The following is a 13,372-nucleotide window of genomic DNA, read 5'->3' as shown; positions in this document are numbered from 1 at the left end:
GGCCGCCGGCACGCAGGCCGCCAACGCCGATGCGCCCGGGGGTGTCTGTCCCGGGCGCGACCGTGGCGGTCCCCGGGGTCGCGGCGTGAAGCCAGTAGAGTCAGGGACCGTGACTGCAAAGATGACCCCGGCCGGCTCCTCCTCCGGCAGCGCACGCCCCGGTGGCTCCGGAGACCCCGGCGACACCGGCGCCGCTACCACATCCGGCGGGACGACTTCCCGTATGGACGCCCTCCGGGACTCCCTGCGCACCCCGGCCGGTGTGCTCACCATGGCGGCCTGGCCGTTGGCCATATTCACGATGATCCACCGGGTGTTCCTCAGCCCGCAGAACAGCCACCCCACCGACGACTTCACCACCGTGTGGAACGCGCTGCACCGGTTCATCGACGGCGTCCCGGTGTACGACGAGAACTACACCTTCGTCGACCCGCACTACCTCTACTCCCCCGGCGGCACGCTGCTGCTCAGCCCGCTGTCCTACCTGCCGACCTGGGATTCCGGCCGGATCCTGTTCATCTTCGCCAACGGCGTCGCGGTCCTCGTGGCCCTGGCGATCCTGACGAAACTGGCCCGCCGGTCGCTGACCGGCCCGGTTCTGCCCGTGGCGGCCTTCCTGGTGTTCTCCACCGAGTCGATCACCAACACCCTGCTGTTCTCCAACATCAACGGTGTGCTGCTCTTCGTCGAGGTCGTCTTCCTGTGGTGGATCCTGGTCGGCGCCGGCGACGTCTCCTGGCGCTGCGGCGCCGGGACGGGGACGCGCAGCACGTGGGCCACCGTCCTGGCGGGCATCGCCGTGGGCCTGGCGATCACCGTGAAGCCGCAGTTCGCCGTCCTGCTCTTCCTGCCGTTCGTGCGTCGGCAGTGGTGGGCCGTGGTCACCGGACTCGCGGTGCCGGTGGCGTTCAACCTCGCCGCCTGGCCCCTGATGGCACGGCCCGGGGACTACCTGGACAAGCTCATGCCCTACCTCGGCGAGGTCCGGGACTACGCCAACTCCTCGGTCTCGGGGGTGGGCGTGTACTTCGGCATGTCCGACTGGTTCGTGCTGCTGATGCGCGCACTGTTCGCCATGGGTGTGGCTGTCGCGGTGCTGGGTCTGCTGCGCTGGCGCAACTCCGACCCGCTGATGTGGTCGGCGACGACGGCCGGCATCCTGATGACCGGGGTGTTCCTTGTCAGCTCGCTGGGCCAGATGTACTACTCGATGATGCTGATCCCGATGATCTTCACCGTGTTCTGCCGGTTCTCGGTGATGCACAACCCGGTCATCTGGGTCGGTATCTACTGGTGCATGTCGGGTGACTCCTGGAACTCCGACCGGTGGGAGTGGCCCGGGCGTATCGTCGAGTACACCCGCGGCACCGTCGGCTGGGGGCTGATCATCCTGGCCGCCGCGACGTCCGTGGTCGTCTGGCTCGTCACCGACTGGCGGCGCCAGCACCACGGTGCACCGGAAGAGGCATCAGAGAAGAACGAGCACGTAGAGCAGGAACAGAGGTAGCCACCATGACCGAGAACAACCCCGACGTCCGTCCCCTCGAGGACTTCTCCGCGCTGAGCGACGAGCAGTGGAAGCAGCGTCTCTCCCCGGACGAGTTCCAGGTGCTGCGCAACTCCGCCACGGAGCGGCCGTACACCAGTGAGTACACCGACTCCGAGGAGCAGGGCGTCTACGTGTGCCGTGGGTGCGGCAGCGAGCTGTTCCGCTCCACGGAGAAGTTCCACTCGCACTGCGGTTGGCCGTCGTTCTTCGACCCGGCGGACTCCGACGCGGTGGAGACCCGCGTGGACGATTCCCTCGGTACCCGACGTACCGAGGTCGTGTGCGCCACCTGCGGCGGACACCTGGGCCACGTCTTCGCCGGCGAGGGCTACGACACCCCCACCGACCTGCGTTACTGCATCAACGGCATCGCACTGCAGCTGCGCGAGGCCTGACGCCGCGCCGCGGCGCATCACAGACAGTAACCCCGTAGGACGCTCCGAGCGTCCTACGGGGTTACTGTCTGCGGTGAGGTGTCAGGGCAGCTCGGCGATGAAGCCGGCGAGGTCCTCCGCATCAGCGTTCACGCGGCGGCCGGTGAAGAACGGCACCTCCTCGCGGACGTGGCGACGGGCCTCGGTGTAGCGCATCTTGTACATCAGGTCCACGATGCGGTCCAGGGTGGGGCTCTCGAAGGCGAGGATCCACTCGTAGTCGCCGAGGGCGAAGGCGGGCACGGTGTTCGCGCGGACCTCGTCGAACCCGCGGGCGGCCATGCCGTGCTCGGCGAGGATCGTGCGACGCTCCTGGTCGGGAAGCAGGTACCACTCGAAGGAGCGCACGAACGGGTACACGGCGATCCATTCGGCCGGGTCCTCGCCCATGATGAAGGACGGCAGGTGGGACTTGTTGAACTCCGCCGGACGGTGCAGCGCGGAGTTCGACCAGTAGCCGTCGCAGGCACGGCCCAGGGTCGTCTCCTTCAGGAAGCGACGGTAGGCACGCTGCAGGTCCTCGAACTTCTCGGCGTGCCACCAGATCATGATGTCGGCCTCGGCACGCTGGCCGGTGAGGTCGTACACGCCGCGGACGGTGAGCTCCTCGTCGTCGTAGGACGCCAGGAAGGACGCGAAGTCCTCGGCGACCGCGGCGCGGGCCTCCTCCCCCTCGGGCAGCTCACCGTTGCGGACCGTGAACACGGACCACATCGTGTACTGCAGCTTCTCGTTGAGCTCCCTGAAGTCGAGCTTGGCCATGCTGTCAACCACCTGTCCTGTGAAAGTTGTCGTTCGTCATCCCTGATTCTAGCCGCCCGCGGGACGCTCCCACCCCTTGACAGGGGAGCCGGGCGTCACAACTCCGCGGCGATCTTGCGTGCCGCGGCACGGCCGGTCTCGGCGCAGGCGGGTACGCCCACGCCGTGCAGGCTCGCGCCGGCCACCGCAACCCGCGGGCTCTCGGAGACGGCCGACTCTGCGATACCCATGAGTTCGGTGTGGCCGACGCCGTAGACCGGCAGCCCGCCCCACCAGCGCTGGACGAAGGTCTCGGCGGGCCTGGCGGTGACCCCGGCGACCTTCTCCAGGTCGGCGATGGCGTACTCGACCAGGGTCTCGTCGTCCACCTCGAGCAGGCTGGAGTCCTGGTAGGTGCCGAAGCTGGCGCGCACGAAACCACCACGGCCGCCGTCGCGCTCGCCCAGGTGCGGCCACTTGCGTGAGGAGAAGGTGAAGGCCTTGGCGTGGGTCGGGCCGTCCGCACCGATGAGGATCCCGGAGCGCTGCGGGATGCCGGGATCACCCTCAGTCCCGCTGTAGCTCATACCCACCACCGCGGAGCTGGCGAGCTTCACCCCGCCGAGGATGTCCGCGGCGTCCGGTGCGATGTCCTTGAGCAGGACGGACGCCGTGGGTGCGGGCGTCGCCACGACGACGGCGTCCACGGTGCCGACGGGTTCGAGGTAGATCCGCCCGTTGTAGCGTCCGATCTCCTCGACCTGCGTATTCACCCGGATGTCCGCGCCGGACGCCTCCGCCAGGCGGTTGATCAGCGTGCGGTAGCCGGAAGCCATGGTGTTGAACGCCGGCCCGGCGGAACCGTCCTTCGAGGACGCAGACGCGGCCGCGCGGTCCTCGAGGACCTGCGCCACCGCCGTCGACAGGTACACGTCGTCGCCGCGTCCTGCGAGGTCGTCCATCGCCTCGGCGATCTGCGGCACGGTCGCGCGCAGGCCCAGGTCGTCGGCGGAGCAGGAGTACACCCCGCCCAGCATCGGGGAGACCAGCCGGTCGACGACCTCGTCGCAGAAACGCCGCCGCACCAGTTCGCCCACGTTGACGTCGTCGCCGACGATCCACGGCAACGCCGGGCCGTCCAGCTCCGCGTCCACCGCGGCCTGGCCCTTCGCGGTGAGCACGTCGGCCACGTCCGCGCCGCGGGCGGGAACGCCCATCACCGTGGCGGACGGGATGTCGACCAGCTCACCGTCGACGAGGAAGGCGCTGCGTGCACCCGAGGGCGTGCGCAGCTCGGACTCCAGCCCAAGGTCAGCGACCAGCTGGGCCATGCCGGTGTGCCGGGTCAGGAACGCCTCGGCCCCCATGTCCACCGGCCCGGCGGCGAAGTCCACCGTCTTCAGCTTCCCGCCGAGACGCCCGTAGGCCTCCAGCACCAGGATCCGCGCGCCCGGGCCGAGCCGGCGGCGCAGCTCCCAGGCGGCGAACATGCCCGTCACTCCCCCGCCGATGACCGCCACGCTCGGGCCTGCCCCGGCACCCGCGGCCTCTCCGATACCGTCTCGCTGTCCGTCACTCACAGTTCATGCACCTCCGCGAAAGCCCGGGTGATCGCATCCGGGTCGGTCTCCGGCAGTACGCCGTGACCGAGGTTGAAGACGTGTCCCAGGGCGTTGCCCTCGGCGACCGCACGGTCACCCTCGGCGATGACGCGGGCGACCTGCTCGGCGATGACGTCCGGTCCGGCCAGCAGGATCGCCGGGTCCAGGTTGCCCTGCACCGCACGCACCGTCCGGCCCGCCGGCACCCGCGGATCGCCCGCATCGTGCGCGGCGGCGAGGTCGGCGGCCACGCGGCGCGCGGCGACGTCCATCGGCGTCTTCCAGTCCACGCCGATCATGTCCGGGCCCACGGCCGCCATCTCGCCGAGCAGCTCACCGGTGTTCACGCCGAAGTGGGTCACCGGCACACCGTAGGGACGCACCGCGGCGATGATGCGCTCGGTGTAGGGTGCGACGAACTCGCGGTAGTCGCGCAGGCTGAGGAAGCCCGCCCACGAGTCGAACAGCTGCACCGCGTCCGCCCCGGCCTCGATCTGCACCTGCAGGAACCGCACGACCGTGGGGGTCAGCTTCTCCATCAGCGCGTGCCACAGCTGCGGCTGCGAGTACATCATCGCCTTGGTCACGCCGTGGTTCTTCGACGGGCCACCCTCGATGAGGTAGGACGCCAGGGTGAACGGGGCGCCGGCGAAGCCGATGAGCACCTGGTCGTCGCGCAGCTCCTCGAGGATCCCGCCGATGCCCTCGACGACCGCCTCGAGCTGTGCGGCCTCCACCACCGGCAGGGCCTGGACAGCCTCAGCCGAGCGCACCGGCGACTCCAGCACCGGGCCGCGACCGGCGACGATGTCCACGGCCACCCCGGCGGCCTTCAGCGGCACCACGATGTCGGAGAACAGGATCGCCGCGTCCGCGTCGTGGCGGCGCACCGGTTGCATCGTGATCTCGGCGAGCAGGTCGGGACGGAAACACGAGTCGAGCATGCCGACCTCGCGGCGCAGCTCGCGGTACTCCGGCAGGGAGCGTCCCGCCTGACGCATCATCCACGCAGGACGCCGCGACGGCGTCTCCCCGCGCACCGCCGCCAGCAGCGGCGCGTCCTGCGAGGCACGGCGGGCGGCACGCGCCGTGGCGACCGCCTCTTCAGTCGGACGGAGATCGGCGACGCCGACCGGGGACGAGTTCAGGTCAACCATGTCCACGATTATGCCAGTTCCCGCGCGAACTACGGCAACGACGGCGCGCCTGCGCCACACACCCCCGCCCGCCCGTTATGTTGGCCGGTGTGAGCGTTGATTCAGAGATGACAGGTACAGCGGGTCAGGCCTTGGGCGCCGACACCGCGGCGACCGTCCCCGCGCCGTTCCGGGACGCGGTCACCTCCATGCACGCCGCCACGGTGCGCACCGGGATCACGGTGACCGACATCCGCCCGCCGCGGAAACTCGCCCCCTACAGCCACGCCATCGGACTGGAGGTCGACCGAATACAACCGGGGTCGCTCCCCGGGGACGGTGGGGACGACGGTGGGGAAGCCGCCGTCCCCACAGACTCCGACGGTGACGCCTTCGGCAGGTTGATCCTGCTCCACGACCCCAAGGGCTCCGAGGGCCCGGGCATGATGAAGCTGGTCGCCTACATCCAGGCCGACCTCGACGCCTCGGTCGCCGAGGACCCGCTGCTGCCCGAGGTCGCCTGGGACTGGCTGACCGAGGGGCTCCACGGCAGCACCTTCAGCGACCTCGGCGGCACCGTCACCGCCACCGCGTCCAGCAGGTTCGGTGACATCGGCGGACCGGCCCACGCCTTCCAGGTCGAGATGCGCGCCTCGTGGACGGCGTCGGGCACCGACCTGTCCGACCACGTCACCGCGTTCTCCAAGGTGCTCGCCAACGTGGCGGGCCTGCCGCCCGAAGGGGTGACCGCCCTGAAGGGTAGGTAAGGTGGCCCCCGTGGCAGAACACCTCACCTCGCCCCGCGACGGCGTCCCCGCCCTGTCCGACACGATCGAGACCGTGCGGGAGGCGACCGAATCGCTGGCCGCAGGGCACGGGCCCATCGCCGTGGACACTGAACGGGCCTCCGGCTTCCGCTTCGACGACCGTGCCTTCCTGGTGCAACTGCGACGCCAAGGCTCCGGCACCCACCTCGTCGACCCGGCGACCGTTCCGCAGGCCGGCGCCGTGCTGGCCCCGCTGATGGACTCCTCCCCCTGGATCCTGCACGCCGCGCACAGCGACCTGCCCGCCCTGACCTCCCTGGGCTGGCACACCCCGGAACTGCACGACACCCAGATCGCCGGACGCCTCCTCGGCTACGGGCAGATCGGCCTGGCCGGGATGCTCGAGGAGTTCCTCGGGGTCACCGTGGCCAAGGACAAGGGCCGGGAGGACTGGTCCGCCCGGCCGATCCCCGGGCCCATGCTCACCTACGCCGCGCTGGACGTGGAGATGCTCATCGAGCTGCGCGACGTCGCCCTCTCCCGGCTCGACGACCTGGGCCGCACCGACTGGTACCGCCAGGAGTGCGCCCACGTACGTGCGGCGTGGACGCACCCGGTGCCCGAACCCGACTGGCGCAAGCTACGCGGCCTCGGGCACGTGCGCGACCCCCGCGAGCTCGAGACCGCCCGCCGGCTCATCTACGCCCGCACCGCCATCGCCCGTGAGAGTGACGTCCCGCCCGAGCACGTGCTGCGCGGCTCCTCCATCCTGGAACTGGCCCAGGGCACCGGACGCGGCGGACGCGCAGGAAGCTCAGGACGCCAGATCGACCGCGAGATCGCCGGCGGCTCGCGCCTTGTGCGCTCCTCGCGCGGGTCAGTCGGCCGCGAGGTGAAGTCGACGCTGACCAGGGCAATGTCCGAGGCGCTGCGCCAGGCCGCCGAGGCCGACGCCTCCTCCCTGCCCGGACGCTTGAGCACCTCCGGCGGATTCCCCGACCACCGCACGTGGGAGCGCGACCACCCGATCGCCTTCCACCTGCTCGGCGAGTTCCGCGAGGCACTGTCGGACGTCTCGGAGTCCACCGGCATCAGGACCGAAGACCTGCTGACCGTGCGCTCACTGCGCTCGGTGGCCTGGGAGACCTCGCGCGCCGTCGCTGACGGTTTGCTGGCCGATGCGGCCTCGGAACACCTCGACGAGCCCGGTGACGATCAGGTTATTGACCTGGACACCGTTCTGGATGCCGACCCGGTCGGCGCAACGGTGGACGTTGCGGTCGCCGACCCGGTGGGTGCACTGGAGGACGCGCTGGGCCGCGCTCTCGAGTCGAGGGAATGCCGTGCCTGGCAGCGTGACCTCCTGGTCGACGCCTTCCTGCCCGTGCTCGCGGGGCAAGTCACCTGAGCCGGCTTCCCCCCCCCGGCACCCGACTCCCGACCTGCCCCCTATCCCCTGCCCTCTGCCCCTCGCACAGGGGCAAATAGTCGCCCCTCCAGGTAGCATTTCGGGTCGAAATCCTACCTGGAGGGGTGATCGCTCGACGGGGGCGGACCGGGGCGGACCGGGGCGGACGACTGCGCACAGTGGGGGACCTCAGCGTCGCACCGCCGACCCCCTCCACTCCAGCGTGTAGACACATCACCCCTCCAGGCAGCATTTCAGGCCGAAAGCCTGCCTGGAGGGGTGATCGCTCCACCGTGGAAAGGGCGAAGGAAGAGCGCGGGAAGGGGGCGGGGCGAAGAGCTAGCGCAAGTCGCTAGCTCAGGTCGCCGGCCTCGGCGCGGCGGTGGGCCTCCTGGGACGCCCAGTCGCGCACCTGCTCCACCACCGAATCGACGTCCAGGCCGACCTCGGCGAGGACCTCACCACGCGAACCGTGGGCGAGGTAGCGCTGGTCGACGCCCAGGTAGCGCACCGGGGTGGGCACCGAGGCCTCCGAGGCAGCGCGGGCGAGCATCTGGCCCGCACCGCCGTGCACGCCGTTGTCCTCGACGGTGATGACCAGGTCGTTGTCGCGAGCCAGTTCGACGACGGAGTCCGCGACCGGGGTGACCCACAGCGGGTCGATGACCGCCGCCGCGTGTCCGTCGGCCGAGAGTGCCTCCGCCGCGGCGAACGCCTGGGCGGTCAAGGGACCGTAGTTGACGATGAGGACGCGCAGTGACTTTCCACCGCCGAACACGCCACCGTCAGACCCGGCCGACCCGTCAGACCCAGCATCATCAGCACCCCCGGAGGTCTCGGCGAGCACGTCGTAGTCGGCGGTGGAGTACACCGCGTCGACGTCCTTCGGGACTGCTCCCTTGGAGAACCTGACCACCGAGGGCCCGTCGGAGATCCCGACACAGCGGTCGAGCGCCTCGACCAGGCGTGCACCGTCGCGCGGGGCGGCGACGTGGATCCCCGGGACGATGCCGGCGATGGAGAGGTCCCACATCCCGTTGTGGCTCGCCCCGTCCGACCCGGTGATCCCGGCCCGGTCGAGGACGAAGGTCACGGGCATGTGCAGCAGGCCGACGTCCATCAGCATCTGGTCGAAGGCCCGGTTGAGGAAGGTGGAGTACACCGCGACGACCGGGTGCAACCCGCCGAGGGCCAGCCCGGCGGCGGAGGTCACGGCGTGCTGCTCGGCGATGCCCACGTCGAAGGTGCGCTCCGGGAAGACCTCGCCGAAGCGGGCCAGACCGGTGGGCCCGGCCATCGCGGCGGTGATGGCGACGACGTCCTCGCGGCGCCTGCCGATCTCGATGAGCTCGTCGGCGAAGACGTCCGTCCAGCCGCGGGCGCTGACCTGCACGGCGCGTCCGGTGAGCGGGTCGATGACGCCGGTGGAGTGCATCTGGTCGGCCTCGTCGTTCTCCGCGGGGCCGTAGCCGTTGCCCTTCTTGGTGACGATGTGCACGATGATCGGTCCGCCGTAGTCGCGGGCGTAGGTCAGGGCGGCCTCGACCGAGCGCACGTCGTGGCCGTCGACGGGGCCGACGTACTTCAGCCCGAGGTTGCTGAACAGCTCCTGCGGGATGACGGCGTGCTTCACGCCCTCCTTGAAGCTGTGCAGCAGCTTGAAGGCGTGGTCGCCGACGGCACCGAGGCGGCCGAGGGAGTTCTTGCCCTGCTCCATGACCTTGTCGTAGGCCGGCTGCATGCGCATGCCGGCGAGGCTGTGGGCGAGCCCGCCGATCGTCGGCGAGTAGGACCGGCCGTTGTCGTTCACGATGACGGTCAAGGGCCTGTCCTTGCCCTCGGCAATGTTGTTCAAGGCCTCCCAGGCCATGCCACCGGTGAGTGCACCGTCGCCGATGACCGCGGCCACCCGGCGGTCGGACTGGCCGGTGAGCTCGAAGGCCTTCGCCAGCCCGTCCGCGTAGGACAGCGACGCCGAGGCGTGCGAGGACTCGGTCCAGTCGTGCGGGCTCTCGGCCCGGTCGGGGTAGCCGGACAGCCCGTCACGCTGCCGGAGGGTGTCGAACAGGTTGCGCCGCCCGGTGAGGATCTTGTGCACGTAGGACTGGTGTCCGGTGTCGAAGATGATCGGGTCCGACGGCGAGTCGAAGACCCGGTGCAGGGCGATCGTGAGCTCCACGACCCCGAGGTTGGGCCCCAGGTGCCCGCCGGTGGCCGAGACCTTGGCGATGAGGAACTCCCGGATCTCCCCGGCGAGGGTCTCCAGCTGGCCAGGCGTCAGCGTCCGGAGGTCCGCCGGTGACGATATCTTTTCGAGAATCGACATACCCGTTCTCACTTCTCCGTCCCAGTCGTCGGACGAACGACTACCTACGCTTCACACTTGCTGCCTGAGTCACAGGCACTGCGACCATCTTACGGGCAGTGCCCGGGTTCACATCATCGGACCTCAACAATTCCCGTGACCGGGGGTTCTGACGTACCTCACGAGGACCTCGACGTGGTGGGTGAGCCCGAACGCGTCGACCACCTCCACCGCCTCCGGCTCGTAGCCGTGGGCGAGGAAGGACGCCGCGTCGCGCGCGGCGGTCGCGGGGTCGCAGCCGATGTGCAGCACCACGGCGGGTTCCCTGGCGGCGATCGCCTCGACGACCTCGCGTCCGGCTCCGGTGCGCGGCGGGTCGAGGACCACGACCGACGGTGCGCGCAGCGTCCCGATGGCCGAGCCCACGTCGGCGGTGACGAAGGAGACGTCCCGCCCTGCGAGGCCGGTGCGTCCTGCGCCGGTCGCCGGCGAGGCGATGTCCACGCAGTCCACCGCGATCCCGGGCGCTGCCGACAGCATCGCCGCGGCCAGGACGCCGGCACCGCCGTAGAGGTCCCAGCCGACCGTGGCGTCCTGCGCGGTGTTGCGTGCGACCCAGGCGGCGTAGTGGGCGGACGCACCGGCGTGCGCCTGCCAGAACGACTCCACCGGCACCGGGCAGGCGCGGTCACCGATGGTGCGCGTCACGTTCCCGTCACCGGCCAGGACACTACGGGGTGCGGCGGCAGGACGCTTGGCGCCGCGACGCCGACGGCGTGTGTGTGCACGCGGCGGCCGCGGCGGGACCTCGACGATCCCGCGCACCCCGTCGTCACCGAGCGCGACGCAGACCTCCGCGCCCGGGGTCAGCTCGTGGGCGGCGAGTTCCTCAGCCAAGCCCTCGGCCAGGCCCGGGGCCCACTGGGCACAGACACCGGAACCGTCCGCCCCCAGGGCGACGACCCCGTTGCTGCCCCGGCGACGCAGCCCGACCTGGCCGGACGCGTCGACGCCGAGGCGCACGCGGGTGCGGTAGCCGGTGAACGGCGTGAGCGACCGGGACTCCAGCACCTGCGGGCCCAACTCGATCCCGCCGATGCGCTGGAACTGCTCGACGACCACCTGCCGCTTGAACTCCACCGAGCCCTGCGCGTCGACGAAGTCGAGGTCGCAGCAGCCCGCGCCGGCGGCCGCGGCGGCACACACCGGGGCGACCCGGTGCGGCGAGGGCACGGCGATCGCGTCGGCGTCGACGACCTCACCCGTGAGGAAACGTGCCTTGTCCTTCGCCTCGTCGAGGGCCACCGGGACGCCCTGCTCGCCCGGCAACGCACCGCGCACGAACACCGCGCGGCCGTCGACCCGGGCGACGGACGTCCCGCCGTGTGCCGGGCCGAGGACGTCGACCGTCTGCATGCCCCCGCTCATGCCGCACGCTCCGAGGCGTCGGCCTTCTTCACGGCCCACACCGTGACCAGCACGACCACCGCGGTCAGCGGCAGCCCCATGATGATGCGCGCCACGCCGAGGGCGCCGACCGCGTCATCCTGGACGTAGAGCCACTGCTGCACGACGAAACGTCCGAAGAACACCACCGACCAGGCCAGCGTGGCGATGCTGTACACGCGCACCGCCGTGCGGTTGCTGCGCCAGCGGTGCCCGGAACCGTTGACACCGTTCCAGATCACCGCGACCAGCGGCCAGCGCACCACGACCGAGCCCAGGAAGACGATCCCGGCGACCAGCGAGTACCAGATGCCGTAGGCGAAGTAGCCCTTGGCGTCGCCGAGCCACCAGGCGATCACCGCGCAGATGCCCACGCCCATCAGACCGGAGACCGCCGGCATCAGGGTCTCCTTGCGCGCCAGGCGCCACAGGAACACCACCACCGACACCGCGACGGCGGCGATCAGGGCGGCGGTCAGACCCCACCGGGAGTTCACCGGCACGAGCACCAGCACCGGCAGCACCGAGGCGACGAGCCCCGACAGTCCGCCGAGCTGCTCGAGGACGGTGGGTGTGGCGTCCTCGGTCTCCACCGTGTGCTCGGTGTCGACCGTGTCTTCTTCGGCCGGGGTGCGGCCGTCGTCGTGCGTCACTGTGTGTCCCCGTCGGCGGCGTCCTTCTGACGCTGTTCGACAACCTTGCGCAGTTCGGCGGCCATCGCCGCGGGGATCGTCACCGGCAGCGCCTGGCCGACCGGGTGCGGCTCGGTGCCGCGGTAGACGAACGTCCGGGAGATCACCTCGTAGGCGAGTTCCGCGAGTTGGTCTGCCTTGTCCGCCGGGCCGGCCAACGTCATCCGCAGCATCCACCGCGGACCGTCCACACCGATCACCCGCATGGTGCCGGCCTTCATCGTCCCGATGATCTCGGTGCCCCACAGGTTCCGGCCCCACTCGACCTGCAGGCCGTCGCCGTTCATGCCCGCAGTGACCTCGGAGATGTTCTCCTCCCACTGCCGGCCGGTGCGCGGGGCGGCGAGGGCGACGGGGGTGAGCCGTCCGAACGGGGTGAGGATGTGGATCATCTGCGGCCCCTTGGGCCCCATCTCCACCTGCACCTCCCCGTCGTGCGGCACCGGCACGCGCACAGAGCCGAGGTCCAGCCCGCTCTTGGCGAAGTCGGAGTAGTCGAAGGTGGTGTAGTCCACGCTGTCGCCGTCGAACGGGCCGAAGTCGCCGTTGACCGGGTCGTAGGACGCACTGGGGCCGGCGACGGCGGGGTCGCCGCCCGCCGGCGCGGCGTCCGGTGCGTCCTGCGCGTCCGGCACAGCGCCCGCAGCATCCGGCGCGTCCTGCGTCGGCGCCGTCGGCACCTGCGCGTCCGTCGCGGCGGTAGCGGTGGAATCTTCGTCACTCTTCTTGTTGAACGGCCACATGGCTCGGACTCTCCTCAAATCTCGACGTAACGGGTGTACAGCTCAGGACGTGGGAAAACGGGTCAGGCCCCGGTGGAACCGTGGCCCCCGGCGCCGCGGGCGGTCTCACCGAGGGCGTCGACGTCGGCGACCTCCTCGACGTCGCACAGCGACACCTCCTGGACGAGCAGCTGCGCGATGCGGTCTCCGCGGTGGATGACGACCGAGGTGTCCCGGTCCAGGTTGATCAGACAGACCTTCACCTCGCCACGGTAGTCCGCGTCGATGGTCCCGGGGGCGTTGACGATGGAAACCCCCTGCTTCCAGGCCAGTCCGCTACGCGGGTGCACCAGTCCCACGGTGCCCACCGGCAGGGCGAGGGCCACGCCGGTGCCCACCAGCGCCCGCTCACCCGGGGCAAGTGTGAGGTCCTCGGCGCTGGACAGGTCCAGGCCCGCGTCACTGGGGTGGGCGCGGCTCGGGAGGGGGAGGTCGGGGTCGAGTCGCGCGATGCGCAACGGTGCGTCGTGACTGTCGGTCATGCCCGTGAAGTCTACCGGCGCGGTCCGGT

General features: G+C 70.6%; 12 protein-coding genes. 4 read left to right on the top strand and 8 right to left on the bottom strand.

The features are described from left to right. Window positions 1–109: 109 nt before the first annotated feature. Together ACT3UN_RS01370 and msrB are read left to right on the top strand one after the other, a co-directional pair. Window positions 110–1,507 (top strand): glycosyltransferase family 87 protein, encoded by a 1,398-nt coding sequence (locus tag ACT3UN_RS01370; RefSeq protein ID WP_444655838.1) that lies wholly within the window; start codon window positions 110–112, stop codon window positions 1,505–1,507. 5 nt (window positions 1,508–1,512) lie between these two features. Next, window positions 1,513–1,944, top strand: a complete 432-nt coding sequence (gene msrB, locus ACT3UN_RS01365) for a peptide-methionine (R)-S-oxide reductase MsrB (protein WP_301443272.1) — start codon at window positions 1,513–1,515, stop codon at window positions 1,942–1,944. A gap of 81 nt (window positions 1,945–2,025) precedes the next feature. Here msrB and hemQ read toward each other — a convergent pair whose 3' ends face one another. The 3 genes from hemQ to hemE all read right to left on the bottom strand — a co-directional run bounded on the left by hemQ (window position 2,026) and on the right by hemE (window position 5,482). Next, window positions 2,026–2,745 carry a hydrogen peroxide-dependent heme synthase gene (gene hemQ, locus ACT3UN_RS01360; RefSeq protein ID WP_301443274.1) on the bottom strand — a complete coding sequence of 240 codons (720 nt, stop codon included), beginning with the start codon at window positions 2,743–2,745 and terminating at the stop codon, window positions 2,026–2,028. A gap of 95 nt (window positions 2,746–2,840) precedes the next feature. Then, the gene (gene hemG / locus ACT3UN_RS01355; protein ID WP_444655836.1) at window positions 2,841–4,304 is read right to left on the bottom strand and encodes a protoporphyrinogen oxidase; all 1,464 of its coding nucleotides are present in this window, start codon (window positions 4,302–4,304) and stop codon (window positions 2,841–2,843) included. Further along, complete coding sequence (hemE, locus tag ACT3UN_RS01350) at window positions 4,301–5,482, bottom strand: uroporphyrinogen decarboxylase (protein ID WP_301443270.1); 1,182 nt, start codon at window positions 5,480–5,482, stop codon at window positions 4,301–4,303. The genes hemG and hemE overlap by 4 nt, the downstream gene beginning before the upstream one ends. Window positions 5,483–5,589: 107 nt before the next feature. Here hemE and ACT3UN_RS01345 point away from each other — a divergent pair, with 107 nt between their 5' ends. Both ACT3UN_RS01345 and ACT3UN_RS01340 read left to right on the top strand, forming a co-directional pair. After that, window positions 5,590–6,228, top strand: a complete 639-nt coding sequence (locus ACT3UN_RS01345) for a DUF3000 domain-containing protein (RefSeq protein ID WP_301443273.1) — start codon at window positions 5,590–5,592, stop codon at window positions 6,226–6,228. Window positions 6,229–6,238: 10 nt separating this feature from the next. After that, on the top strand, window positions 6,239–7,636 hold the full coding sequence (locus tag ACT3UN_RS01340) for a ribonuclease D (protein WP_301443269.1): 1,398 nt from the start codon (window positions 6,239–6,241) through the stop codon (window positions 7,634–7,636). Between the two features lie 352 nt (window positions 7,637–7,988). Here ACT3UN_RS01340 and dxs read toward each other — a convergent pair whose 3' ends face one another. The 5 genes from dxs to dut form a co-directional block, all read right to left on the bottom strand. Then, window positions 7,989–9,962 carry a 1-deoxy-D-xylulose-5-phosphate synthase gene (dxs, locus tag ACT3UN_RS01335; RefSeq protein WP_301444199.1) on the bottom strand — a complete coding sequence of 658 codons (1,974 nt, stop codon included), beginning with the start codon at window positions 9,960–9,962 and terminating at the stop codon, window positions 7,989–7,991. A 123-nt stretch (window positions 9,963–10,085) separates the two neighbouring features. Then, complete coding sequence (locus ACT3UN_RS01330) at window positions 10,086–11,369, bottom strand: class I SAM-dependent RNA methyltransferase (RefSeq protein ID WP_444626558.1); 1,284 nt, start codon at window positions 11,367–11,369, stop codon at window positions 10,086–10,088. Next, complete coding sequence (locus ACT3UN_RS01325) at window positions 11,366–12,040, bottom strand: DUF3159 domain-containing protein (RefSeq protein WP_367620331.1); 675 nt, start codon at window positions 12,038–12,040, stop codon at window positions 11,366–11,368. Before ACT3UN_RS01325 ends, ACT3UN_RS01330 begins: the two co-directional genes overlap by 4 nt. Then, window positions 12,037–12,822 (bottom strand): DUF3710 domain-containing protein, encoded by a 786-nt coding sequence (locus ACT3UN_RS01320; protein ID WP_301444154.1) that lies wholly within the window; start codon window positions 12,820–12,822, stop codon window positions 12,037–12,039. The genes ACT3UN_RS01325 and ACT3UN_RS01320 overlap by 4 nt, the downstream gene beginning before the upstream one ends. A gap of 62 nt (window positions 12,823–12,884) precedes the next feature. Further along, window positions 12,885–13,343 carry a dUTP diphosphatase gene (gene dut / locus ACT3UN_RS01315; protein WP_441579476.1) on the bottom strand — a complete coding sequence of 153 codons (459 nt, stop codon included), beginning with the start codon at window positions 13,341–13,343 and terminating at the stop codon, window positions 12,885–12,887. Window positions 13,344–13,372: the final 29 nt, after the last annotated feature.

This window comes from Corynebacterium sp. AOP12-C2-36 (assembly GCF_052379185.1).
Lineage (GTDB): Bacteria > Actinomycetota > Actinomycetes > Mycobacteriales > Mycobacteriaceae > Corynebacterium.
Note: the sequence above shows the minus strand (reverse complement) of the source record. Positions and strands in the feature narration are given on the sequence as shown.

Bases quoted from the DNA above. Each gene is read 5' to 3' on its own strand.
- ACT3UN_RS01345 (WP_301443273.1), top strand. From the start codon at position 5,590: ATGACAGGTACAGCGGGTCAGGCCTTGGGCGCCGACACCGCGGCGACC.
- dxs (WP_301444199.1), bottom strand. From the start codon at position 9,962: ATGTCGATTCTCGAAAAGATATCGTCACCGGCGGACCTCCGGACGCTG.
- dut (WP_441579476.1), bottom strand. From the start codon at position 13,343: ATGACCGACAGTCACGACGCACCGTTGCGCATCGCGCGACTCGACCCC.
- hemQ (WP_301443274.1), bottom strand. From the start codon at position 2,745: ATGGCCAAGCTCGACTTCAGGGAGCTCAACGAGAAGCTGCAGTACACG.
- ACT3UN_RS01320 (WP_301444154.1), bottom strand. From the start codon at position 12,822: ATGTGGCCGTTCAACAAGAAGAGTGACGAAGATTCCACCGCTACCGCC.
- hemE (WP_301443270.1), bottom strand. From the start codon at position 5,482: ATGGTTGACCTGAACTCGTCCCCGGTCGGCGTCGCCGATCTCCGTCCG.
- ACT3UN_RS01330 (WP_444626558.1), bottom strand. From the start codon at position 11,369: ATGAGCGGGGGCATGCAGACGGTCGACGTCCTCGGCCCGGCACACGGC.
- msrB (WP_301443272.1), top strand. From the start codon at position 1,513: ATGACCGAGAACAACCCCGACGTCCGTCCCCTCGAGGACTTCTCCGCG.